This is a genomic window from Microcoleus sp. T3_B1 (genome assembly GCF_036700445.1).
In the GTDB taxonomy this organism is placed as follows: domain Bacteria; phylum Cyanobacteriota; class Cyanobacteriia; order Cyanobacteriales; family Microcoleaceae; genus Microcoleus.
In genome coordinates, this window is record NZ_JAUBOX010000058.1 from 1 (window position 1) to 23,794 (window position 23,794).

The following is a 23,794-nucleotide window of genomic DNA, read 5'->3' on the forward strand; positions in this document are numbered from 1 at the left end:
TTCTGCCTCCTGCCTCCTGCCTCCTGCCTCAAAACTCCAATTTCTAGCGGAGGGCTGCAAAGGTGAGATGCTCCCATCCGGTGCAACCGGAATTGATATCAATTGCTGTTTGAATATCAGTCGGGTAATTTTAGATTTTAAATTTTAGATTTTAGATTGAGCTAATGTATATCGAACTTAGCATCAGCGAGATTTGCCCCCCTGAAGGAAGTACCCTCAGCATTTCCAATCTCTCGCACCATAGCCGAGAGAGACACAAACGCAAACCAAAGATACAGCAGCGACAGAAAACCGAAACACATACCCCAAAACAGTTTGTGAGTGCTCAGAAAAGCGCTCGCCGTTGCACTGAACAAAAAAGCTGCTGCGTAAGTCGCCACACTTCCAGCCGATGCGATCGCCACCTGTGCAAATTGGCTACGAATCCGGGAATTCACAAAAAACATTAACACCCCGCCGATCGACATTCCAGCAAGAGCAGCCTGGGAATTATTATTAGTTGCAGTACCAGCATAGAAAAATCCCAACAAAGCTCCTGATAGAATAGCAGAAATTGTTCGTGCCAATCTACCCGCTTTTGAGGTTTTTGGCTGTTTGCTGGCGATCGCCGAAGCGAAGCCAGCAGCGCTCAAAACCCCGTACAGCAACAGAACAAAAGGCCAACTGCCAGAGCCCGGTAATTGTCCTTGAGTTCCCAAAATCAGTCGAGTCAGAACATCGCCCACAACCAAACAAATCGCGATCGCCCCACCACTCAAAACAGCTATCTGTCGCCGAGAAAGGCCGATTTTCGCACCGACAAAATTCGCACCCGCTAACTGAGCATTTCTAAAATTGCAGCCTCGAACATCCGCACCGCTGAAATCAGCACCGTTAAGAACTTGTCCTTGGAACGATCGATTTCGTAAAATTTGATTGCTAAAATTATTGGAATCCGAATACTTCATATTAGTACAGGATGCTTGAAAATATATAAATATGTCAGTCTTCCCGTCCCCTATCTAAAATCTAAAATGGTATGACTTATCGACCCACGATCAAACAAATTTGGCATATTCTCGGTCTCGGAATATTGCTCGCACCAATACTACTCTACAACATTCCCTACTTTTTGCGTCCCCAACAAACAAACGAAGCCCGATCGCTCTTTCAAGGAATAGCCTACCGCAGGGAATTTCGGACTAATCCGCGTCCCACCCTAATTCACATTGTTAGCATCGACCTAAAAGCGCCGGGAATAGGAATTTTTGTCACTCCCGGAAACCCAACACCCGATTTAACAGAAACCAATGCCCGCACCGCTACTGAATTCCTGAAAGAATTTAAATTGCAATTAGCAGTCAACGGCAATTTTTTTTATCCCTGCATCGAGAAAGCACCTTGGGATTACTATCCCCGCAGTGGCGATCGAGTAAATAATGTCGGACACGCCATTGCCAAAAGCCAAGCTTATTCTCAACCAGATCCAGACTTTCCCGCCCTTTGTTTTGATGCCAAAAACCGCGCTAAAATAATCGAAAACGGCACTTGCCCTGCGGGAACAGCCTATGCAGTTGCCGGAGATACTTTGCTGGTAAAAAATGGCCAACCCGTAGCACAAAGCCAGAAAGAACGCACACAGGATAAACCCTATCCCCGTGCCGTCGCGGCGATCGACAAAACAGGCGACAAGTTGTGGTTAATTGTGGCAGACGGCAAGCAGAGGCTTTACAGTGAAGGGCTGAAATTGAGCGAAATAACTGATATTTCGATGCAGTTGGGAGTTGAGACAGTGCTAAATTTAGATGGCGGCGGGTCGGTAACTTTTGCAGTAGCATCGCCGTCAGGAGCGAAACTGTTGAATGCTCCGATTCAGAATAAAATCCCCATGCAGGAACGTCCAATTGCCAATCACCTGGGATTTTATGCGCGGGAAAATTAGGCTTTTAAATTGCGCTTTAATCTCAAAAATTAGGGTTAAAAATGATTCTATTCTGCACCGCGCCCAGCCGCTGCTTGTAACAAATCTGCTGTTAAAACCTATTTGAAAAAAAACCAAAAATGCCTCCGCCTACTCAAATAAATATGGTACTGATTGCCTTCATTACTAATACAAAAGTGCGCTTAAATACGCACAAAAATTTTTATTCAGCAGTGAATTTTTTTTTAATCTGCCCAAAATCCGGGAATAATTGCTAAAATTGTAAAGAAACGTAACAAAAATTTATAATTGGCTTATGAAAATTAGCGAAATCCAAGCAGCGCTGCAAAGTTCGGATTCTCAAGAGAGGCTGCGGGGGGTAACGGCTCTGAGAAAGTGCGATTCTGCGGTGGCGCTACCGATGTTGCTGAGCCAAGTGGACGATCGCGAGTTTATGGTGCGATCGTTCGTGGCGATGGGATTGCGGCAGATTCAAACTGCGGAAGCTTTTGCGGCGCTGTTAAAAATGATGCAGTTCGATCGCGATCCGAACGTGCGCGCCGAAGCCGCTAACTCTTTGTCAAGGTTCGGAACCGAGGCAATTTCTCATTTAGTGGAAGCTTTTCGCCGCGATGACAATTGGCTCGTCCGCCGCAGCATTATGGCTCCGCTGTACGAAATGCAGTGTCCTGATGCAGTATTTGAAATTTGTGCGATCGGTCTTGGCGGCGAAGATTTACCAGTTCAGGAAGTAGCAATTGACGGATTGGGCCTGCTGGCAAATACCCCGAAGCAAGAACAGGCATTGCAGCAATTATTACCTCTAGTAAGTTCAGATTACTGGGGAATTCGGCTGCGAGTTGCTCGCGCGCTGAGCAAATTTGACAATCCTCAAGCTCGCGCGGCTGTGAGCTATTTGGCAAAAGATCGAGATCATCGGGTTGCAGGTGGGACTTTACACCTTTAGGGTAAGATACTGTAGTTCTCTATCAGAGTATGGGACTCATGAAGCTCAATGAAGAACCCCGATCGGCTTCAGCTTTTTAATTCCATCCCTCAATTGCACGCAAATCCTCAATCCAGAGTCATCAAGGAAAGGACAGGTACGTTTACAGACAATATGAAATTACCTATCCATAGGTGGTTTCGCTATTCGGCGGGATTCTCAGCAGCTTGGGTCGAACAAGTCATAGCAGAGTTAGAACCTCAAACTATCCTCGATCCATTTGCAGGATCTGGTACTGTTTGCGTCACTGCCGATAAGCTTGGTATAAATTCTTGCGGTATCGAAGCGCATCCTTTTGTTTGTAAGCTTGCAAAAGGTAAACTCGCCTGGATGGTAAACATTCCTGAATTTTTGGCAGCAGTTACCGAAATTAAGGCTTTTGCTGCAAGTCTACCGCCAAAGCTTCCAGAAAAAATTCCAGTATTACTAAGCAAATGCTACACAGATGAGAGGTTAATAGACCTCTTCAAAATTAGACAAGCTTATCTTGAAATAGCCCCGTCTCTATCTGAAGAATTGCAGTCTCTCATTTTTCTAGCCATTTGTGCCATTCTACGACCATCAAGTCATGTAGGTACAGCACAGTGGCAATATATTCTCCCTAACAAACGCAAAGCTAAGACTTGTGAACCATTCGAGATCCTAGAAAAGCAGGTTGCTATGATGCAAGAAGATATGTATCAAATGCAATTTATTTCTAGAGAAAGTAGAGCCACTTTCATTCAAGAAGATGCGAGAAAATTAAAAAGTATTCCCGCTAGATCTATAGATTTAATAATAACTTCTCCCCCCTATGCAAATAACTACGATTATGCAGATGCTACACGTCTGGAAATGACATTCTGGGGCGAGGTAAATTCTTGGGGAGATTTACATGATACTGTTCGTAAATATCTAATTCGTTCAAGTTCACAGCACGTTTCAAAGGATCGAGTATGCTTAGATACTCTGATAGGTGAATCTATAATTTATCCGATTCGAGACGAGCTGATACCGATTTGTCAAGAACTAAAGGAGATTCGAGTAACTAAGAGTGGCAATAAGGCATATCACACAATGATTGCTGCTTATTTTATCGACATGGGATTTGTATTTCAGGCCCTGCGGCGAGTTGCAGGCTCTAATTGCAAAATTTGCTTTGTAATCGGAGATTCTGCTCCCTACGGAGTGTATGTTCCGGTCGAGCAGTGGCTTGGTCAACTGGCTGTTGGGGCAGGGTTTAATTCCTGGCATTTTGAGCAGATTAGGGAGCGTAACGTCAAGTGGAAAAACCGAAAACACAATATTCCGCTCCATGAAGGAAGACTTTGGATAGACAGTTAATTTATGGCGCAATCTCCATCACATAAGTTTGGGCAGGCTCTAGGCAAACTTTTTGAAGATATTGTACTCGACGATATTCTCAAACCTCGGCTACAACAGTTTGCACAAACCAAAAACTACTACCTCGATTGGCAGCGTTCTCGTCCAGCTAGAAGCGGTAAAAAAGTTACTTGGGAAGACAAATACGGGAACAAACATGATTTAGATTTTGTAATTGAGATCGACGGTACAGATGACCAGCTCGGTAGACCTGTTGCATTTATCGAGTCTGCATGGCGTAGATATACGAAACACTCAAAAAACAAAGCTCAAGAAATCCAAGGCGCTATACTACCTATCATTGAGCTTCATCATTTGTCAGCGCCATTTTATGGTGCGGTGTTAGTTGGAGATTTCACGAAAGCAGCTTTAGATCAACTGAGAAATAATGGATTTGCAATTATCTATATTCCTTAGAGAGATGTGGTAGCAGCATTTAAGGAAATTGATTTTGATGTTGCATTTGACGAAACAACTGCGGACGAAAGCTATACCGCAGCTTCAAAGAGGTTGGCGGGTCTCAAGATTTCAGAAAAAAATAAGCTGCGGCTGGCTTTGATGCGTGTTTCAAAACAAGAAGTCGATAGGTTTATGGATACGCTCAGAAACTGCCTCGATCGTTTCATTTCCCAAATAATTATCATGCCACTTTTCGGTACAAAATACGAGTTTGAGAATATTGATGATGCACTAACAGAGCTAAACACAGTTGATATCGATCGCCCAAGCGGTGAGTTTGAGAGGTTTGAAGTTATTATTAATTACAGCAACAGCGACACAATTCGAGCAACTTTTCAGAACAAGATTTTGGTGGCAGACTTCTTGAGGAAGCTGAAAAGCTGAACTCAGTATCCTGACGGGCGTTGGAGCGGACGGAACATACTGGGTCGATCGAACAAATTTTTCAAGCTCATCAACCGCACCTTCCCTGGAGTGGCGACTTTCCAGAGGAAGCTAAGCAGTTTTTCTCGTTGGCGTTTCTGTGGGATCGTCCCAAGGAAAGGAAAATTTTGGCAATTCCGGTTTTTGCAGGGTTCAAAGACTATGTGGCGGCTTATTTGGATTTGGTCGATCGCGCCGAACCTGTGAGATCGGGCGCAAAGTTAGATAGTATCTTAACAAGCTCAACTGTGCTATCTGCGGTATCTTGCCGAAAAAACCCCTGGTCAGGAAATGTTCACGCGGTGCTACGGGGAGGAATGGATCGAAGAATACATTCACGGCTTTTTGTTCAATTGGGAACGCAAGCTGGCACAATTGGTAAGTAACAAGAATTAATTTTAATACAAGCTTCAGCCACTATACTAATAAGTGTAGGTTGGCATGAGGAAAATGCCAATGGTCAAAAAAAATCGCAATGTAGTTAGTTCCAATTCAGACAGCAAAGTCAAAATCGGACTTTCGCTGACTTCTTCTAGTGCCGATCGATTGAACACGATCGCTCGCAAGCTCGGAATATCAAGGTCGGAACTCCTAGAACGCTTGGCACAAGGCGCTCTGGATATTTCTAAGGACAAGACGGAAGTTACTGTCACTTGGAAAAAAGGTGAAGAAACTGAGGTAGAAGCCGCTGACTTGGAAGGGGAAACAGCCGAAGAAAGCGAAATTAATGACGCTAGAACGGCAGAAACTCAATTGGACTCGGTGAACGTACAGCCAAATCCGCTGCAAGAAAGTTACGAAACTTTACAGAAGCAGTTGGCTGAACGCGAAAGTTCGATCGCATCTTTACAGCAGCAACTCGCTACCGAAAAGCAAAATCTCGAAAGCCAATTAGCCGAAACTGTAGCGAAGTCAAGTTACGAAAGTTTACAGCAGCAGTTGAGTGAACGCGAAAGTTCGATCGCTTCTTTGCAGCAGCAATTAGCTACCGAAAAGCAAAATCTAGAAAGCCAATTGCAGCAAACTGTAGCGAAGTCAAGTTACGAAACTTTACAGCAGCAGTTGAGTGAACGCGAAAGTTCGATCGCATCTTTGCACCAGCAATTCGCTACCGAAAAGCAAAATCTCGAAAGCCAATTAGCCGAAACAGTAGCGAAGTCAAGTTACGAAAGTTTACAGCAACAGTTGAGTGAACGCGAAAGTTCGATCGCATCTTTACAGCAGCAACTCGCTACTGAAAAGCAAAATCTCGAAAGCCACTTAGCCGAAACTGTAGCGAAGTCAAGTTACGAAAGTTTACAGCAGCAGTTGAGTGAACGCGAAAGTTCGATCGCTTCTTTGCAGCAGCAATTCGCCGAAAAAGACCACCGGGAACACGAGTTTCAGCAACAGCTAGCAGAAAAATCGAGTGCTCTGGAATCTTTGCAGCAGCAAATCGCCGAAAAAGACCACCGGGAACACGAATTTCAGCAGCAGCTAGCAGAAAAATCGAGTTCGATCGCATCTTTGCAGCAGCAAGTCGCCGAAAAAGAACACGAGTTTCAGCAACAGCTAGCAGAAAAATCCAGTGCTCTGGAATCTTTGCAGCAGCAAATCGCCGAAAAAGACCACCGGGAACACGAATTTCAGCAACAGCTAGCAGAAAAATCGAGTTCGATCGCTTCTTTGCAGCAGCAAGTCGCCGAAAAAGAACACGAGTTTCAGCAGCAGCTAGCAGAAAAATCCAGTGCTCTGGAATCTTTGCACCAGCAACTCGCCGAAAAATCCAGTGCTCTGGAATCTTTGCAGCAGCAATTCGCCACCGAAAAGCAAAATCTCGAAAGCCAATTGCAGCAAACCGTGTCGAAGTCGAGTTACGAATCTTTGCAGCACGAGTTAGCAGAAAAGTCAAGTGCGATCGGCGAATTCCAAGTTCAACGAAGCAAGTTGCAATCTCTAGAAAATCAATTGAGCCAGAGTGCCGCGATACAGCGAAATTACGACGCTTTGCAGCAACAGTCTCAAGAACAGCTAAGAACCATCAAAGCTTTACGGGAACAGCTAGGTCAAATGCAGGCTGTGGCTGGGATTGGCGAAGCTTATCTCAACAAGTGGCGCCGTCAGTGATTCTCTAATCAACACGGCACTGTCTAACGCTCCGGGTGCAGCAGGAGCACTTTACCCCTAAAACGTCCTCTAAACTCGGCCTCATTCCTCTTGTAGCGATAGATTTCAACCTGTCGCTACAAGAGCTTTTTATTGCAAAATATGAGCATACTATTAAGAAATATTACAATAAATAAATTTATGACAGGCGATCGCACCCCTTTTGGCAAATCCAGTCCCACAGACACTAAGGGCCGCGTCACGGTAATTGGAGGCGGAATCGGCGGACTCACTGCAGCAGCCCTGTTAGCCCGCAGAGGATACAAAGTGCTAGTCTTAGACCAGGCGATCGTCCCCGGAGGATGCGCTTCCACCTTCAAACGCAAAGGCTTTACCTTCGATGTCGGCGCCACGCAGGTTGCAGGATTGGAACCCGGAGGCATTCACCACCGAATTTTCTCAGAATTAGACATAGAACTTCCCGCAGCCACACCCTGCGATCCCGCTTGTGCGGTGTTTTTGCCTGGAGAAACCGCACCGATTAGCGTGTGGCGAGATCCGCAAAAGTGGCTGGAAGAAAGGCAGCGGCAGTTTCCGGGAAGCGAACCTTTTTGGCAATTATTGTCTGCATTGTTCCAAGCTAGCTGGAAATTTCAAGGGCGCGATCCAGTTTTACCGCCCAGAAACTTCTGGGATTTCTGGCAATTAATTCAAGCAGTTCGCCCCGATACTTTAATTACTTTGCCTTTCACTTTTATGACAGTGGGAGATGCTTTGCGGCTTTGTGGGTTAGGCGACAATTTGCGCTTGAAAACTTTTCTGGATTTGCAGTTAAAATTGTATTCTCAAGTTGATACCGAAGAAACGGCGCTACTTTACGCGGCGACGGCTTTAGGAGTTTCGCAAGAGCCGCAGGGATTGTATCATCTACAAGGAAGTATGCAGGTATTGAGCGATCGACTTGTAGAGGCGATCGAACGAGACGGCGGCAAAGTCCTGTTGCGACACACAGTTGAAAGCATTATCACCGCCAACGGCCAAGCCACCGGTACAGTGATTCGCAATCAAAAAACAGGCGAAGTTTGGACAGAAACAGCCGATCGCATTGTTGCCAACGTGACCGCGCAAAATCTAGTAAAATTGTTGTCAAGCGAGCCAAGTCTCGGCAATTTAATAGATAATTTATCGGTTAAATCAGAGAATTCAGAAACAACAAATCAACTCCCAAATCAAATGGCAGGCTACAAATATCGAGTCGATAAATTGCCGCCCGCATCCGGTGCTTTTGTGATATATTTGGGAGTCCATGAAAGCGCAATTCCGGCCAATTGTCCGCCGCACCTTCAGTTTCTTTACGATTACGACGGTGAGATTGGGGAGAATAATTCATTATTTGTTTCTGTCAGTCATCCGGGTGATGGGCGAGCACCGGAGGGAATGGCGACAATTATCGCTTCGTCATTTACTGATACTCGAATGTGGTGGAATTCGGTTGATTATGAAGGATTAAAGCAAAAATATACCGCAGGGGCGATCGCCCGTTTGAGCAAATATTTCAATTTGACACCAGAGTCGATCGTACACCAAGAAGCCGCCACACCCCGCACCTTTGCCCGCTACACAGCGAGAGATAGAGGCGTTGTCGGCGGCATCGGCCAGCGAATACCAACTTTCGGGCCCTTCGGATTTGCCAATCGCACACCAATTAAAAACTTGTGGTTAGTAGGCGACTCCACCCATCCCGGAGAAGGAACTGCCGGTGTTTCCTATTCTGCTTTAACAGTAGTGCGGCAAATGGAAGCTGCCTCTAAAATCTAAGGAATGAGAATTAAATAACTTAGAATTTTGATAGTTCTTGTGGGATGGGCGTCCCGCCCGTCCAGAAAGGGCGGGCTAAGAGTGCCCAATCCCTACTCCCCACTTTCCTTGTGTAAATTATTTAATTCGCGATCCTAAGAGGACACAGCAAGGCCGTTTCCCTACGCCAAAAATAATTAATCGCGCGAGAGATGTAACTATCGCGCGATTAATTTTAAGGAATAGTTAATAGTTAACAGTTAACAGTTAACAGTTAACAGTTAACAGTTAACAGTCAACAGTCAACAGTCAACAGTCAACAGTCAACCATCATTCCGGTGTCACCGGAATTGATATCAACTACATTCTCTGACTACTTGATAGCAATCTTTGCGCCCACAGCTTCAAGCTGTTTCTTCATTTCTTCAGCAGCTTCCTTAGCAATAGCTTCCTTAACTGCTTTCGGTGCGGCTTCTACCAAGTCTTTCGCTTCCTTCAGGCCCAGACCGGTAATCGCGCGGACTTCCTTCAGAATTGCGATTTTCTTGTCAGCAGGAACTTCTTCAAGAATCACGCTGAACTCAGTTTGTACTTCTTCGGGTTCAGCAGCGGCAGTAGCAGGGCCGCCCATCATCATCATGCCGCCGACAGGAGCAGCAGCGCTAACGCCGAAAGCTTCTTCAATTTGCTTGACCAATTCAGAAGCTTCGAGCAAAGTCAGAGACTTAAGTTTATCCAAGATTTCGTCAGTTGCTGTAGACATTTTTTGAACTCCTAGTTCGATTGTAGATTTGGAATTTGAGACTTTCGATTGCTCATTAATTATTAGTTTCTCGTCTCCAGTGATCAGTTTGTTTCTCAAAACTAACGACTCTTGACTCGTGACTAATTACTAATGACTTACGCAGATGTGCTGTCTGCTTCTGCTGGTGCTTCTGCTTCAGGTTGTGCTGCTGCTTCTGCTTCAGGTTGCGCTGGTGCTTCTGCTTCAGGTTGTGCTGCTGCTTCTGCTTCAGGTTGTGCTGCTGCTTCTGCTTCAGGTTGTGCTGGTGCTTCTGCTTCTACTTCTGCTAAATCGCCGTCTTTTTCAGCATAAGCTTTAAGACCGCGAGCGATCGAAGTAGGAACTTGATTGATACCCACAGCCAACTTGGTTGCGACACCGTTGATAGCGCCAGCAATTTGAGCCATGAGTTGTTCTTTCGACGGCAGATCAGCTAATGCTTTAACATCAGCTTCTTTCAGTACCCGTCCTTCCATTACGCCGCCGCGAAGTTCTGTCTTCTTAGAGACTTTTTGGAATTCTTGGTAAGCTTTAATCGCGCCGCCAATATCTTCTTGCACGAACACGAATGCCGACGTACCGGTCAGCAATTCTTGTATCGGCTGCCAGGTTTCGTTGCCTTCAACAGCAATTCGCATTAGCGTGTTTTTTGCCACTTGGCAACTGCTGCCTTTCGGACGCAAACGCCGACGCAAATCTGTGATTTCAGCAACAGTTAAGCCCGTGTAGTCAATCACGATCGCCAATTGAGATTCGCTCAAGGTTTGCTTGAGGTCTGCAATAATCTCATTTTTTACCGCTAAAGTTTTGCCCATACTTATTTCACCTCCTTTTAGGATCGAAAACTGCCCGTCAAAAACCCCGACCTTCGAGCCGGGGCAGAGAATTAAAAATTAACAAGTCAGAATTAAAAATAGAAAATTTCTAATCTTTGAGTCTTGAGTTTTTATTTCTTCAGCCTCGGCAGGAAATTAAGCGATCGGCACCTGCGGTCTTCAGCTTATTGATTTTTGATTAGGCTATCACTAGAAGGCAGACATAGCAAGGCTATGACGCAAATCTTGTGAGAGATTTACACAGACAGCCGAAGCTGTCTTTTACCTTCTGCCTTCTGCTTAATTCTTTCTACGCAGCATCAAGTTTGGTATCGCGCAGAGCACTGATATCGACTTCGATCGACGGGCCCATTGTTGCGGATACGTACAAACTGCGCCAGTAGCGACCTTTAGCACCAGAAGGACGGTTGCGGTCAACAGTTTCTTGCAAAGCATGAAGGTTGACGAGCAAATCTTCCGCTGAGAAAGCTGCCTTGCCAAACATAACATGAACGATGCCAGTTCGATCGGCACGGAATTCTAGTTTACCACCTTTAAACTCGTTGATCGCCTGAGCAATGTCAGTCGTCACCGTGCCACCTTTCGGAGAAGGCATCAAACCGCGCGGGCCCAACAACCGACCCAATTTTGCCACCAACGGCATCACGTCTGGGGTAGCAATCAGGCAATCGAAGTCCATCATGCCCTTCTGAATTTCATCGATCAACTCTTCAGAACCAGCAATATCCGCGCCGGCATTTAGGGCTTCTTTAACTTTTTCGCCCTTAGCAATCACCGCAATTCTGACTACTTGACCAGTTCCTTTTGGTAGCGATACAGTTGTCCGCAACTGTTGGTCAGTATATTTCGGGTCAATTCCCAAACGGATGTGAGCTTCAGCAGCTTCGCCAAACTTAGCGGTTGCTGTTTCTTTCAAAAGTTGCAGAGCTTCCAGCGGTAGATAAGGTCTGTCTTCAACTTTCTTTTGAAGTTCTTGCAGTCTTCGCGATACTTTCTTTGCCATTGTTATCTCCTGGGGTCAGTCGATTTTAGATTTTAGATTTTAGATTTTAGATTGAACCTATCGGACAATCTTAAAATCTACCAGTTTTCGGTTACTAGCGAAGCTTTGCTTCTCCCCCTGAACCGATCGATTTTGGATTTTGGATTTTGGATTTTGGATTGAAGATTTTACCTTCAAAATCAGGAATTTTGGATTAGCAATTTGGAACTTGGACTAGGAAAACTCTTCCTTCTTCCTTCTTCCTTCTTCCTTCTTCCTTCTTCCTTTAATCCGCGATCGCCACGCCCATATTTTTAGCCGTTCCTGCCACAATTTTCATAGCAGCCTCAACATCATTAGCATTGAGGTCAGGCATTTTGGTTTCAGCGATTTCTCGCAGTTGAGCCTGTGTAATCGAGCCTACTTGCTTGCGATTAGGTTCTCCCGAACCCTTAGCAATGCCAGCAGCTTTTTGAATCAAAACTGAAGCCGGCGGGGTTTTGAGAATAAATGTAAAACTGCGGTCTTCAAAAACCGAAATTTCTACCGGAACCACCAGACCCGCTTGGTCTGCGGTTCTAGCATTGTACTCCTTGCAAAACATCATAATATTGACGCCGTGCTGACCCAGAGCTGGGCCGATCGGAGGAGCTGGGTTGGCTTTTCCCGCCGTAATCGCCAACTTAATTACTGCAACAACTTTCTTTGCCATTAGTTAGTTCTGTTTCTGAACCTGATTGAACTCCAATTCTACAGGCGTATCGCGCCCAAAAATCGAGAGTAAAACTTTGAGCTTGTTTCGTTCCGGGCTAACTTCAATCACATCACCTTCAAAATCCTTAAATGGCCCGGAAAGTACCACAACGTGGTCTCCAGTAGACATCGATACTTTGACAACTGGTTCTGATTCCTGAGCGTTTCTGAAGATCCGTTCTACTTCCGAATGACTCAGAGGTAGCGGTTTGACGTGACCCCTGCCGCGCCCGTAGCGGCGTTTCTGCTCTGCCCCGACAAAATTAATTACATTCGGGGTATTCTTGATCACCTGCCACGTATCCTCGTCCATAAACATACGGATGAGTACGTAGCCGGGAAAGATTTTTTCATCTGACTGCCGCCTGGAACCGTCTTTGCCGACTTTGATTGCCGGAGTTTGCGGAATTTCTACTTGAACGATGCGATCGGCAACATCCAAAGTTTGAATCCGCTGATCCAAGTTTGCCTTCACCCGCTTCTCGCAGCCAGAGGCAACTTGAACAGCATACCAGCGAGCATCAATTTCCGGCACATCTGGCGATGCTGCCTGTCCCGTCGCTTCTGTGGAATACTCAGATTCTTCTGATGCAAAAGTCATGGCCCAAACACCTTTCCCGCGCCCCAGTTAAAGAAGTTATCCACCAAATAGATCAGGCTTGCTGAGAGGATTACCATCAAAAGCACGGCCAAAGACTCGCTGATTAGCTGCTGCCTGCTGGGCCAAACCACTTTGTCGAGTTCTTCTCTAGTTTCCTTTAAAAAACCCGTAGGATTAAACCCAGGCGCCGTCATTTCTTGAGTTTCTTGAGCTTCGTCTTTTTTCGCCACGATTCAATCCCCCTTGCGATTTTAGATTTTAGATTTTAGATTTTAGATGGTGTGAGTGGCCCGCGGCTCTCAGATTTTGTGACACTAACCACTTACGCCAAAGTCCCAAATCTCAAATCTAAAGCCACGACTTTTTTACAAGCCCAACCAATCAACGGCGTAAATGCCGATCGCCGAAACCGACGATCGAGAAGCGACACCGAGGATTTGTTGATGGCATTTTTTGCGAACCGCCCACAAAAATTAATTCTACCCGAAAGTTTGCGGTTTTGACTGTTGCCAGCCAATAATCCGGGCGCTTTCGGGCAGAATTTAAAGTTTGGTGATTCAGCGCGCCCTGGAGGACTTGAACCCCCGACATCAGGTTTTGGAGACCTGCGTTCTACCAACTGAACTAAGAGCGCACAGGTGAGGTTGCTGAAATTCGCTTAACCTCTAGATTTCTATTTTAACACAGTGCGCTCTAAATGGGAAACTTTTTTTTTAAATTTCTCAATTTCCCATGAACCATGAACCAAGGGGAAGCTGGGTGCATTCCTACAGGGAGCGATCGAACCGCTGTTTGACGCGAGTAGCTTTGCCCACCCGATCGCGCAGGTAGTAAAGTTTTGCTCTGCGGACTTTCCCGCGGCGCATCACTTGGATCGTGGCGATTCGGGGCGAGTGAATCAAAAACACCCGTTCCACGCCGACGCCCTGAAACACGCGGCGGACGGTGATTGTTTCATTAATCCCGCCGTTACGCATGGCAATCACAGTCCCTTCGTAGGGCTGAACCCGTTCTTTGTTACCCTCTTTAATTCTTACGCCGACTCGCACTGTGTCGCCCACGTAAATTTCGGGAACTTGTTTATTGAGTTCTTGCTTGACTCTATCTATTTCTGCCGTTTCGATCGAACGGATTATTTCTGCGCCTTTCATAAAAAAACTCGGTAAGTGGGACACTCAGTGGCTTGAGCCCTGAGAGGGAAACGACACGAGCGGTTTAAACCGCCTACCCCTTTCGGGGCTAGACAAGTAGAGGAATGGTACTTGTCTAATCCCTGTATTGCCGGGAGCGCCTTGCCATTCCAGTAATGTTAGCTTCGCCAATGTTTAGTGAGCTTTTTAGACTTGCAACACTGTCTCAGTGACCTTAAGACTGTTTAATTGCAAATGACAGAGCAGGAAACTAGCTACGCATTTCCAGGTGTCGTGACTCAAAAAACGTAGTCAGTTAAGACTGAGGCTGGTCAGTACGGCTTGCGGGAATTGCTCTTGCAAGCCCCATCTCTTTTAGACCTGGGTTACTGACAATCCCTTATCATATATCGAACTACCAGTTTTATGTCAAAAAACTTCTATGTTAAATACCTCTGGGGTCGTATTTCTGCAACTAGGGGCAATGGCCGCACTCGCGTTGTACGTCGCCGCCAACTTGGGGGCCAACGATGTCGCTAACTCGATGGGGACATCCGTAGGCTCGAAGGCTCTAACGCTGCGACAGGCAATAATTGTTGCAGGCATACTGGAGTTTTCCGGCGCAGTGCTGTTCGGACAAGGAGTTTCCGAAACTCTCGCAACAGGAGTTGTGAATGCAGAAGTGTTCGCGGCCAAACCGCAAGTATTTTTGATCGGGATGGTGTCAGTGCTGATAGCTTGCGGGATATGGCTGCAAATCGCTACCAGTCGAGGTTTGCCGGTTTCTTCATCCCATGCAGTCGTGGGCGCGATCGCGGGTTTTAGCTGTGTTGCAGCCGGAATTAATGCAGTTGATTGGCGAACCATCGGCACCATCTCCCTAACTTGGGTGGCGACACCTGTTGCCAGCGGTGCTTTAGCCGCACTATTTTACAGTGTGGTGAAGTATTCGATTCTCGATCGACCAGATCCTCTATCTCAAATGCGCGAGTGGATACCCTGGCTGAGTGCAGCAATGCTGAGCGTATTTGGGATAATTGTACTGCCGTCTGTTGTGAATGTCGCTTTCGTGCAGACAGGGGCGATCGCCGCCGCGCACGATCGATTTGGCTGGAATCTTCCAATTCACGATATTGTCATTGGCATCGGGGCAATAGCTGCGATCGCCCTCACACTCAATAGCTGGAAAAAATTAGAATCAGTTGAGAAGGAAGAAGGTTCGGCAGCGGATTTTGTAACGGATGTAACGGATGTAACGGATGCAAGGAATAAGAAAGAGGGAATATTTTCCCAATCTCCCCCTCTCCCCCTCTCCCCCTCTCCCCCTCCCCGCCACTCTCCCATCGAGCAACAAATGGCGAGATTTCAAGTCTTGAGCGCCTGTTTTGTAGCATTTTCCCACGGTTCCAACGACGTAGGAAATGCAGTTGCTCCCCTAGCTGCGATCGCCTACATCCGGCGTACAGGTTCCTTTCCCTCAGAAGATTTCAGCGTTCCCCTGTGGATTTTAGTCCTCGGAGGCGCAGGAATAGTCATCGGTTTAACCATCTGGGGCAAAAATGTAATAGCCACAGTCGGCGAAAAGATCATCGAACTCCAGCCAAGCGGCGGATTTTGTGCGGAATTAGCCACAGCCACCACAGTCTTGCTAGCATCCCGCTTCGGTTTGCCAGTTTCCACATCCCACGCTTTAGTCGGTGCAGTTGTCGGAGTCGGGCTGATCAAAGCTTGGAAATCAGTACGCTTGCAAACTTTGCTGTCAATTGGTTCGGCTTGGCTGGTGACAATTCCGATCGCAGCAGGTTTGGCTGCTATCATCTTCAGCATCGCGCAATCCATTGGGCAATTTTAGATTTTAGATTTTAGATTTTAGATTGAGGCATTTCAGAACAGTCAACAGTCAACAGTCAACCGTCAACAGTCAACAGTCAACAGTACAGTAGGGACACGGCAATGCCCATTAGTGTCAATTTAACGTCAAACCCAGTCACAGACTACTTTTTGACGATTGAGGCCAGATCCCCCCTAGCCCCCCTTAAGAAGGGGGGGACAGGAGTTTTTTTCAAAGTCCCCCTTCTTAAGGGGGATTTAGGGGGATCTAGACTTAGGGAAAAACGAGATTTATCAAGGCTTTCAGGCTTAAGTGGACACCTATGGGCTTTTGGAGTGTCCCTTTAGTCTCATAAAACTCACTCGGACTAAAGTCCTCACTACAAACGTGATAAAGATTATTTTATTCGACACACAAGCACGCGGGTTCCTCAATCACTTAATTCCTTCTCCAAGCAATGCCTTAGCTGTTGAGCCAGCACCTCGACGCAGGGCTTTCTCAGCATAGTAAGATGATTTCCCGGAACTCTAATCACCTCTACTTTTTCCGTCGTTAATTCACTCCAGCCAAGAGTCGGATCTTGATGACTCATGCTTAGCTTTTCCCTCGATCTAAACAGAGTAATTCGCTGCGGATAAATTTTCGATCGATAGCTGAGAGTTGCTTGACTATTAGCCTGAAATACAGTAAACATCGAAGGAATTGCCAGCTCGCGCCAGCTTCTTTCTTTTGACTCCTGAGATAGGATGCTAACCATAACAGCCTGTTTCCAATTCCAGCGATGCAAAAAATTAGCTGCCAAATTAAGCATCTTATTTAATTTCGGAAATTTGGCAGCAATACCGCCACTTTGAACATTTTCCGCAGCAGCCACCAAGCGAAAATAATCTACTACAAAAGGCCAGATAGAGCGCGAAACAGTAGTCAGAATAAACTTGCAACCGTCCCAAAAAGAAGGTTTGTTAGCAGAAACAGGCGCTAAAGTATCCAGCACAGCAAGCAAAGCCACTTCATCCCCCGCTGCGAGCAACTGTTGAGCCATCTCAAAAGCAACCAAACCCCCAAAAGACCAGCCTCCTAAAAAATAAGGCCCTTTTGGTTGAACGGTACGCAAGGCTGCGATGTAGTCAGCCGCCATGTCTTCAATGCTAGTTAACGGAGAACTTTCGCCGTCAATACCCCTTGGTTGCAGCCCGTAAAACGGTTGATTTTCTCCTAGCCCAAAGGCTAACTCGACATAAGGAAATACGACGCCAAAGATGGGATGGACGCAGAAGAACGGGGGATTTTTACCGCGAGGCTTAATTGCAACTAAAGGCGACCATTCCAGAGAATTTGTTTCTGAAGATAGCGAATCGGCTAAACCTTCAATTGTCGGATTTAAAAAAAGAGCAGACAGCGGCAACTCGCGCTGAAATTGCTGGTTAATCTCATTGATGAGGCGGATTGCCAGCAGGGAATCTCCACCCAAATCAAAGAAGTTATCGCGAATACCAACGCACTCTGCGTTGAGGATTGTGGCCCAAATGTGGGCGAGGGTTGACTCGGTTGGTGTGCGAGGTGCAATGCAGCTTTTATCTATTGAATTGCTAGTTAGAGTTCCCGGTACAGGTAGGCGCAGGCGGTCAATTTTGCCATTGGGAGTTAGGGGCAGAAAATCCATCGCCACAAAAGCACTGGGAATCATGTAATTGGGCAGTTGTTGTTTGAGGAAATTGCGTATTTCCCCGGAATTAAACGTCTGATTTTGATTGGGAACGACATAAGCAACTAGGCGTTTGTTGCCCGACAAATCATCCACAGCAACCGCCGCTGTTTCTTTGACTGCTGGATGCTGAACCAGCAGCGCTTCAATTTCTCCCAATTCTATTCGATAACCGCGAATTTTTACCTGTTCGTCAGTGCGGCCTAAAAACTCAATATTGCCGTCGGGAAAATAGCGCGCTAAGTCACCAGTTTTATAAATTCGTTCTCCTGCTTTCTGGCTAAACGGATTAGCAATAAATCGCTGGGCGGTTAATTCGGGGCGCTTCAGGTAGCCTCGCGCCAATCCGCTGCCGCCGATGTACAATTCACCAGGAATTCCAACGGGTAAAGGCTGTAAATTTTTATCTAAAATATAGAGTTGAGTGTTAGCTATTGGGCGGCCGATGGGCGGTTTTTTGGGCTCGCCAATTTCGGCCAAACTTGACCAGACTGTCGCTTCTGTAGGGCCGTAAGCGTTAAAAAATCTGCGCCCAGAAGCCCAGCGTTTAACAATATCCGGGGAACAGGATTCCCCAGCACAGATGATTGTTTGCAGTGCGGGAAGTTCGGCGTTTGGAAGGACAGCTAGCAGCGAGGGCGGGAGGGTAGCGTGGGTAATAGCATTGTCCTGCAAAAATTGGATTAATGTTTGTCCTGGCAACAAAGATTCTTTCTTGGCACAGTAAAGTGTTGCTCCGGTTCCCAAGGCCATGACAATCTCAAAGATTGAGGCATCAAAACTCAGGGAGGCGAATTGCAAAATGCGGTGATTGGAGTTTATTTTAAAAGCTTCTATTTGAGCTAGGGCTAAGTTGTAGAGTCCCCGATGTTCGATTAGAACGCCTTTGGGTTTTCCGGTTGAACCAGATGTGTAAATGACGTAGGCTAGGTTTTTTGGGAGGATTTTTATAGTTGGGTTTTCTGGGCTTTGTTGGGCGATAATTTCTCTGTCGGAGTCCAAACACACTACTGAAAAAACTCCGAAATTTTCCGGCTGCGTCAAGTTTTGGGCTAAGTGCTGCTGAGTTACCAAAATCGACACCTGAGCATCTTCTAACATGAAGTTAAGCCGCTCTTGAGGATAAGTTGGATCTAAAGGCAGGTAGGCTGCGCCTGCTTTGATAATGCCTAGCAATCCGACGATCGCATCTAAGGAACGTTCTACACAAAGGCCCACTAAAACTTCTGGTGCTGCTCCCAATTTCTGCAAGTAATGTGCAAGTTGGTTGGCTCGGCTGTTGAGTTGGCGGTAGGTTAACTGCTGGTTTTCAAAGACGGCGGCGACAGCATCGGGCGTTAGCTCGACTTGCTCTTCAAATAGCTGATGGAAACACTGGTTTTGCGGATAATCTCTCTGAGTGTCATTCCAATCGATTAATAATTGCTGGTATTCTGGCGCTGTCAGCAAAGCCAAGTCGCTGAGGTGCTGTTTGGGATTGGCAACAATGGCTGCGAGCAGCGTTTGGAAATGTCCCGCCATCCGCGCAATTGTGCCGCTATCAAATAAATCTGTGCTGTAGACAAATTGCCCTTGAATACTTCCTGCATCTTCCCACAAGTGGCACTCTAAATCTAGCTTGGCGGTTCCCGCATCAAAGTCGATCGCCTCTCCAACGATTCCCGGCAATTCCAGCGCTGCTACAGGAGTGTTTTGCAGGCTAAAACTAACTTGAAATAGGGGGTTGCGGCTCAACTCGCGATCGGGGTGCATTTCCTCAACCAACTTCTCGAAGGGCAAATCTTGGTGGGCGTAGGCTGCCATTGCGACGTTTTTTACCCGATGCAATAGTTCCCGAAAAGTTGGATTTCCTGATAAATCTGCACGCAGCACCAAACTGTTGACAAAAAAACCGATTAATGCTTCTATTTCGCTCAGGTTGCGATTGGCGATCGGCGTTCCTACTGCAATATCTACTTGTCCTGTATAGCGGTACAGCAAAGTTTGAAAAGCGGCTAGTAGAGTGATAAATAAAGTCGCGCTTTCTTGCTGGCTAAATGACTTTAGCGCCTCGCTCAAAGCAGGTGATAGTGTTATAAATTGTTTAGCGCCGCGGTAGGATGGAACGGCTGGTCTTTGCCTGTCTGTTGGTAGATTGAGTGTGGTAATTCCATTTAACTGCTGCCGCCAATAAGCTAACTGGGTTTCTAATACTTCGCCCTGCAACCATTGGTGCTGCCACTCTGCAAAGTCGGCGTACTGCACGGGCAGTGCTGGTAAGTGCGAGATGCCATTTTTTACAAATGCTGTGTAGAGCGTTCCCAGCTCTCGAATTAGCACTCCAATCGACCAACCATCAGCCACAATATGATGTAAATTCAGCAACAATATATGTTCTGTTTCACTGAGTTGTAACAGCGTTACTTTGAATAACGGCCCGGCGGCTAAATCGAAAGGGCATTGCGCTGCATCGGTTGCGAGTTGCAGCGCTGCGGTTTCCTGCTGAGTTGGCGAGAGATTTTGTAAGTCGATTGTGGGGAGGGATACGGTTAGAATGGGAGCAATAATTTGTACGAGTTCCCCTTCCAAAAGCGTAAAAGTTGTGCGTAAAGTTTCGTGCCGCTGCACAATTTCATTGAAGGTTTGCTCTAAGGATCTTAAGTTGAGGGAACCTGTTAAGCGGAGCGCTGTTGAGACATTGTAGAAAGGATTGCCCGGTGCTAATTGATTGAGGAACCAAAGCCGCTGCTGGGCAAAGGATGCCGGGAAGACGAAAACTTCTGTTTCTTCGGGAAGATTAAGCTTTTCTTCACCAGCCGGGAGGGAATTGTCGGAAAGATACTGAGTCATATCAAATTATCAGGCAAGCCTCAAAGGAAAGCGCGTACAAAGTAGCCTACAAATATTACATAGATAAGATTTCATCTCTTTGATTAAAATCTTTACCAAGGCAATACTAGACTATAACTCGTTTCGATATGCTGCTTCATGCCGAGGTCGGTAACATTCACAAGATGTGTAAAAAACACATCAACATCGTCTATCGCTTTAGCCGTAAGCCGAACTTTTCCGGTTGCTGTTTGAGTCCAAGAAAGCGCGGGAATAGCAAAACCATGTGCAAAACTGTGCCGCACTCTTAAAATCTCATTTAGCTTCTGCCGAACGGCTAATCCGCTCAGGCTTCTTGCAGACCAAATCCAATCGCCAATAGGATCGTAACCAGTGTTTTGAATCAGAAGGTTTCGCGTGTTCTCCGCGTTTGGTGTATTAAATCTTTCAAGTGCGCGTTCCGCCGCATCTCTAGCAATAGAATGTACGGCATGAAATTTGGGATCTAAAGGATTTGCAGTTGCAGCGAAAAAGTTGCGAACGAGTTCGTTTATGTAAGCATCCCATACAGCAACAAATGCAGCTAGAGCGGAGTGATAGTAGACTTGAGTTTTACTGCGCGATATTGGTTGCAAGCGGGGATCTGTAGCTGTTTCGCGAAGTGTTCTAGCCGTGTTGGACGCTGTTTTGTACTTCAATGCTGCTGGTGACGGCACGGCGATTTCCTAAATACAGTTCACGAACTTTTCAAGTGCATCTCGGTACCTTTGCAATGACTCTGCATTCAATTGCACCTGCTCGCCCGCGATGTTTTTGGCTGCTGGTGTGAGTTTGTGCAAGGGCGTGCCAGTCGTAGCAGCGAGTACAGAACCGCTGGTAAAATCTGGGATTTCAATGAAGGTGTTACTCGGCTTGTCTTTGGAGTTAGCAAAAATATGACGGTGCTTCTTGTGTATATCATCCATCATCTGCATAATTCTCTGGTTTACAGCTTCGGATGCCTTGCTCGCTCTCCCTTTGTACAAAGTCAAATTTAGGCTCACGAATGTATGTAATTTTGGTACAGGTACACCTTCTTCCTTAGCGCGTTTTGCAAAAGCAATTCGTGCGTATGGCGCAGTATGGGGGTCGGTTATGGCATAGAGAATTGCGAGGACATTCTCGATCGCAAGACGTGAAGTATAGTCCGCTATAAATGGTACAATCAAGTTTTCGGCAGCCACAAGAGCAAGCTGTGTAGAAATAGCAAAAGTAGGACTACAGTCTATGAAGAATATGGTATCGCGATCGCCGCTATATGAACGCAGGGCAACCGTCAGGTCTCGTCCCCAAGTTAGCACCTGTTTCCACGAGTCATAAGGTATTTCCAACTGGGATGTTTGTCGGATTGCTTCAGAAATTATTTCCAGGTAATTGTCCCCGCATACAAGTCTTAGATTCTCTGGTATATTCTGATTGAATTCTCTCGGTTCGCATAGATATGGGGATACGTCTGCAACCATCCGAAATGGAGAATTCAGACGCGCTTCTAGATAGCCTGCTACTGTTGCGCGCGGAGTTTTGCTCATTAAAAAATGCAGCGCATCTGGGCTAGTGAAATATCCGCCAAGTAGCATTTCTGACACATTCGCCTGCGGACATAAATCAATTACATAGACATCTGTATCGGGGTAACGGTAAGCATATTCGGAAGCTGCTGCAAAGCAAAGGAAGCTTTTGCCGACGCCGCCTTTATTGTTCCAGAAAGCGTATGAACTCATGGGTATAATTTCTTTAAAAATAATATAATTTTCATGATTTCTCTTTGCTTTCTTGGTTGAGAGATGATAATTTGAACCTGCGGCTCTCGCGAGAAACAGGCACTAAAGCAGGAGCTTTAATTTTAGCATCGCTCTCTTTCAAACTCTCAACAATCTTAGATAATTCTGCAATTGTCGGTGCTTCAAAAACCCGGCGCAAAGGTAACTCTACCGCGAAAGCATCTCGCACTCTAGAAACAAGCTGAGTCGCCAGCAGAGAATGGCCTCCCAATTCAAAGAAATTGTCCCGGATACCCACTCGCTTTATCCCCAAAACCTCAGCCCAAATTTTCACTAAAACTTCCTCAATAGAAGTATGAGGCGCAACATAACCGCCAGCCCATTCTAACTTAATCGGCTGCGGTGCAGGCAAAGCGAGGCGATCGACCTTTCCGTTAGCCGTCACAGGTAGCGACTCCAGCACCACAAAAGCCGACGGAACCATATATTCCGGCAGTTTTTCTGCTAGATAAGCCTGCAACTGTGGCACTAATTTACGCGCTGCTTTAGCTTGTAAGGGATTGTTAGCATAAGAGCGCCAAGGACGCAAGTTATCGCTTCTGGTTTCTGGCACAAAATCTCTAGTTTCGCCCCGTGCAAACACTACATCGTAGCGCCCTTGACTGTCGGAATTAGACCAACTAATATTAACATTATACGGAACTTCCAAAGCATACCACGCTTCGGGATCGACTCCTAAATCCTCGACTTTTTCCACGGCTTTCTGCAACTGACCTGCCGTTGAAAATTTATCGACAACAGACAGCAACTCTGTCGCCTTAACTGCTGCCGTTACCCGCGCATTAGGCACATTAGCAATTCTTAAAACATCGAGTTGATTTTGCAATAATATTTGTTGCACCTTGGTAACAGTCAGATTCTGATTTTCATCCAACCAATCCAGCCGTTTCGATCCCCCCAACTCCCCTTGTGCGGGGGATTGGGGGCAGGGCGGTTTCATTCTCGGTAGGGGCAATCCCCCTGTGGTTGTCCCCATGTCCCAAACGCCTGTGAAATCGTCTGTGGGTGGGGGCGGGCACGGGGGCACCGCCCCTACAAAAGCCTGATTTTGGTGAGAATGAAACCGCCCTGCCCTTGCTAAGGGGGGGAGCAAGAGTTTATTTCTATTGGTAAAGGGATAAGTCAAGCCTTCTTCCTTCTTCCTTCTTCCTTCTTCCTTCTTCCTTCGGGTATAATGAAATGCTGCACGCAAAAAACGGTAATCTGGAGGGAAGTATGTCTCGGAAATGTCAGCTAACGGGAAAGAAGGCTAATAACGGTTTTGCAGTTTCTCACTCGCACCACCGCACTCACAAATTGCAAGACGCCAATTTGCAGTGGAAGCGGGTTTGGTGGCCGCAGGAGAAGCGCTGGGTAAGATTGCACCTTTCTACAAAGGCGATTAAAACCTTGCAACACAAGGGTTTGGAAATCATGGCGAAGGAAGCTGGAATTAACCTGTACAAGCTTTAAAAAACTTGGCTAGTGTAAAAGTAAGGGCGATCGCACATTTGAGAGTGCGATCGCCCTTAC

Annotated in this window: 22 protein-coding genes, 1 tRNA gene, 2 pseudogenes and 1 other annotated feature; of the genes and pseudogenes, 12 read left to right on the forward strand and 13 right to left on the reverse strand. The window is 46.4% G+C overall.

Features of this window, described 5'->3' with window-relative positions; translation table 11 throughout:
- Window positions 1–161: 161 nt before the first annotated feature.
- Window positions 162–947, reverse strand: a complete 786-nt coding sequence (locus QT990_RS24825) for a pentapeptide repeat-containing protein (protein WP_333148333.1) — start codon at window positions 945–947, stop codon at window positions 162–164.
- Window positions 948–1,018: 71 nt separating this feature from the next.
- Between QT990_RS24825 and QT990_RS24830 the strand changes: the two genes are divergently transcribed.
- The 9 genes and pseudogenes from QT990_RS24830 to crtD all read left to right on the forward strand — a co-directional run bounded on the left by QT990_RS24830 (window position 1,019) and on the right by crtD (window position 9,053).
- Window positions 1,019–1,921, forward strand: coding sequence for a phosphodiester glycosidase family protein (locus tag QT990_RS24830; RefSeq protein WP_333148331.1), 903 nt, complete (start codon window positions 1,019–1,021; stop codon window positions 1,919–1,921).
- A 295-nt stretch (window positions 1,922–2,216) separates the two neighbouring features.
- Complete coding sequence (locus tag QT990_RS24835) at window positions 2,217–2,867, forward strand: HEAT repeat domain-containing protein (RefSeq protein WP_333148329.1); 651 nt, start codon at window positions 2,217–2,219, stop codon at window positions 2,865–2,867.
- A 48-nt stretch (window positions 2,868–2,915) separates the two neighbouring features.
- A complete protein-coding gene (locus tag QT990_RS24840) occupies window positions 2,916–4,229 on the forward strand; it encodes a DNA methyltransferase (RefSeq protein WP_333305667.1) in 1,314 nt (437 codons plus the stop codon).
- A 3-nt stretch (window positions 4,230–4,232) separates the two neighbouring features.
- A complete protein-coding gene (locus QT990_RS24845; RefSeq protein WP_333141943.1) occupies window positions 4,233–4,685 on the forward strand; it encodes a hypothetical protein in 453 nt (150 codons plus the stop codon).
- Between the two features lie 6 nt (window positions 4,686–4,691).
- On the forward strand, window positions 4,692–5,111 hold the full coding sequence (locus QT990_RS24850) for a hypothetical protein (protein ID WP_333141944.1): 420 nt from the start codon (window positions 4,692–4,694) through the stop codon (window positions 5,109–5,111).
- Between the two features lie 20 nt (window positions 5,112–5,131).
- Window positions 5,132–5,371, forward strand: a pseudogene (locus tag QT990_RS35875) (phycoerythrobilin:ferredoxin oxidoreductase); the annotation flags it as partial.
- A 70-nt stretch (window positions 5,372–5,441) separates the two neighbouring features.
- Window positions 5,442–5,546, forward strand: a complete 105-nt coding sequence (locus QT990_RS35880; protein ID WP_445252024.1) for a hypothetical protein — start codon at window positions 5,442–5,444, stop codon at window positions 5,544–5,546.
- A 60-nt stretch (window positions 5,547–5,606) separates the two neighbouring features.
- The gene (locus QT990_RS24860) at window positions 5,607–7,256 is read left to right on the forward strand and encodes a ribbon-helix-helix protein, CopG family (protein WP_333465879.1); all 1,650 of its coding nucleotides are present in this window, start codon (window positions 5,607–5,609) and stop codon (window positions 7,254–7,256) included.
- Between the two features lie 180 nt (window positions 7,257–7,436).
- On the forward strand, window positions 7,437–9,053 hold the full coding sequence (gene crtD, locus QT990_RS24865; protein WP_333465886.1) for a C-3',4' desaturase CrtD: 1,617 nt from the start codon (window positions 7,437–7,439) through the stop codon (window positions 9,051–9,053).
- Between the two features lie 352 nt (window positions 9,054–9,405).
- On the opposite strand, the gene rplL is transcribed toward crtD, so the two are convergent.
- From rplL to secE, 6 genes and pseudogenes are all read right to left on the reverse strand, one after another.
- Window positions 9,406–9,795 (reverse strand): 50S ribosomal protein L7/L12, encoded by a 390-nt coding sequence (rplL, locus tag QT990_RS24870; protein WP_333141946.1) that lies wholly within the window; start codon window positions 9,793–9,795, stop codon window positions 9,406–9,408.
- Window positions 9,796–10,100: 305 nt separating this feature from the next.
- Window positions 10,101–10,631: pseudogene (gene rplJ, locus QT990_RS24875) on the reverse strand (50S ribosomal protein L10); the annotation flags it as partial.
- Between the two features lie 29 nt (window positions 10,632–10,660).
- Window positions 10,661–10,833 (reverse strand) — a sequence feature (ribosomal protein L10 leader region).
- Window positions 10,834–10,941: 108 nt separating this feature from the next.
- The gene (gene rplA, locus QT990_RS24880; protein ID WP_190663916.1) at window positions 10,942–11,655 is read right to left on the reverse strand and encodes a 50S ribosomal protein L1; all 714 of its coding nucleotides are present in this window, start codon (window positions 11,653–11,655) and stop codon (window positions 10,942–10,944) included.
- Window positions 11,656–11,920: 265 nt separating this feature from the next.
- Complete coding sequence (rplK, locus tag QT990_RS24885) at window positions 11,921–12,346, reverse strand: 50S ribosomal protein L11 (protein ID WP_333031062.1); 426 nt, start codon at window positions 12,344–12,346, stop codon at window positions 11,921–11,923.
- A gap of 3 nt (window positions 12,347–12,349) precedes the next feature.
- On the reverse strand, window positions 12,350–12,988 hold the full coding sequence (nusG, locus tag QT990_RS24890; protein ID WP_242721257.1) for a transcription termination/antitermination protein NusG: 639 nt from the start codon (window positions 12,986–12,988) through the stop codon (window positions 12,350–12,352).
- Window positions 12,985–13,218, reverse strand: coding sequence for a preprotein translocase subunit SecE (gene secE / locus QT990_RS24895; RefSeq protein WP_333141947.1), 234 nt, complete (start codon window positions 13,216–13,218; stop codon window positions 12,985–12,987). The genes nusG and secE overlap by 4 nt, the downstream gene beginning before the upstream one ends.
- A 78-nt stretch (window positions 13,219–13,296) precedes the next feature.
- Between secE and QT990_RS24900 the strand changes: the two genes are divergently transcribed.
- Entirely contained in the window at window positions 13,297–13,491 is a 195-nt protein-coding gene (locus QT990_RS24900) for a hypothetical protein (protein ID WP_333141948.1), read from the forward strand.
- 58 nt (window positions 13,492–13,549) lie between these two features.
- On the opposite strand, the gene QT990_RS24905 is transcribed toward QT990_RS24900, so the two are convergent.
- Both QT990_RS24905 and rplS read right to left on the reverse strand, forming a co-directional pair.
- Window positions 13,550–13,622 (reverse strand) — tRNA-Trp (locus QT990_RS24905).
- A 133-nt stretch (window positions 13,623–13,755) separates the two neighbouring features.
- Window positions 13,756–14,139 carry a 50S ribosomal protein L19 gene (gene rplS, locus QT990_RS24910; protein WP_333054363.1) on the reverse strand — a complete coding sequence of 128 codons (384 nt, stop codon included), beginning with the start codon at window positions 14,137–14,139 and terminating at the stop codon, window positions 13,756–13,758.
- A gap of 421 nt (window positions 14,140–14,560) precedes the next feature.
- Between rplS and QT990_RS24915 the strand changes: the two genes are divergently transcribed.
- The gene (locus tag QT990_RS24915) at window positions 14,561–15,970 is read left to right on the forward strand and encodes an inorganic phosphate transporter (protein ID WP_333141949.1); all 1,410 of its coding nucleotides are present in this window, start codon (window positions 14,561–14,563) and stop codon (window positions 15,968–15,970) included.
- Between the two features lie 409 nt (window positions 15,971–16,379).
- Here the strand turns inward: QT990_RS24915 and QT990_RS24920 are convergent, their stop codons facing one another.
- The 4 genes from QT990_RS24920 to QT990_RS24935 form a co-directional block, all read right to left on the reverse strand.
- The gene (locus QT990_RS24920) at window positions 16,380–20,483 is read right to left on the reverse strand and encodes an amino acid adenylation domain-containing protein (protein WP_333141950.1); all 4,104 of its coding nucleotides are present in this window, start codon (window positions 20,481–20,483) and stop codon (window positions 16,380–16,382) included.
- A 92-nt stretch (window positions 20,484–20,575) separates the two neighbouring features.
- Window positions 20,576–21,178, reverse strand: a complete 603-nt coding sequence (locus tag QT990_RS24925; RefSeq protein WP_333409583.1) for a HEPN domain-containing protein — start codon at window positions 21,176–21,178, stop codon at window positions 20,576–20,578.
- A 9-nt stretch (window positions 21,179–21,187) separates the two neighbouring features.
- The gene (locus tag QT990_RS24930; RefSeq protein ID WP_333409584.1) at window positions 21,188–22,222 is read right to left on the reverse strand and encodes a ParA family protein; all 1,035 of its coding nucleotides are present in this window, start codon (window positions 22,220–22,222) and stop codon (window positions 21,188–21,190) included.
- A 31-nt stretch (window positions 22,223–22,253) separates the two neighbouring features.
- Complete coding sequence (locus QT990_RS24935; RefSeq protein WP_333465880.1) at window positions 22,254–23,474, reverse strand: phosphopantetheine-binding protein; 1,221 nt, start codon at window positions 23,472–23,474, stop codon at window positions 22,254–22,256.
- Window positions 23,475–23,497: 23 nt separating this feature from the next.
- Here QT990_RS24935 and rpmB point away from each other — a divergent pair, with 23 nt between their 5' ends.
- Window positions 23,498–23,734 carry a 50S ribosomal protein L28 gene (rpmB, locus tag QT990_RS24940; RefSeq protein WP_006634309.1) on the forward strand — a complete coding sequence of 79 codons (237 nt, stop codon included), beginning with the start codon at window positions 23,498–23,500 and terminating at the stop codon, window positions 23,732–23,734.
- Window positions 23,735–23,794 lie beyond the last annotated feature (60 nt).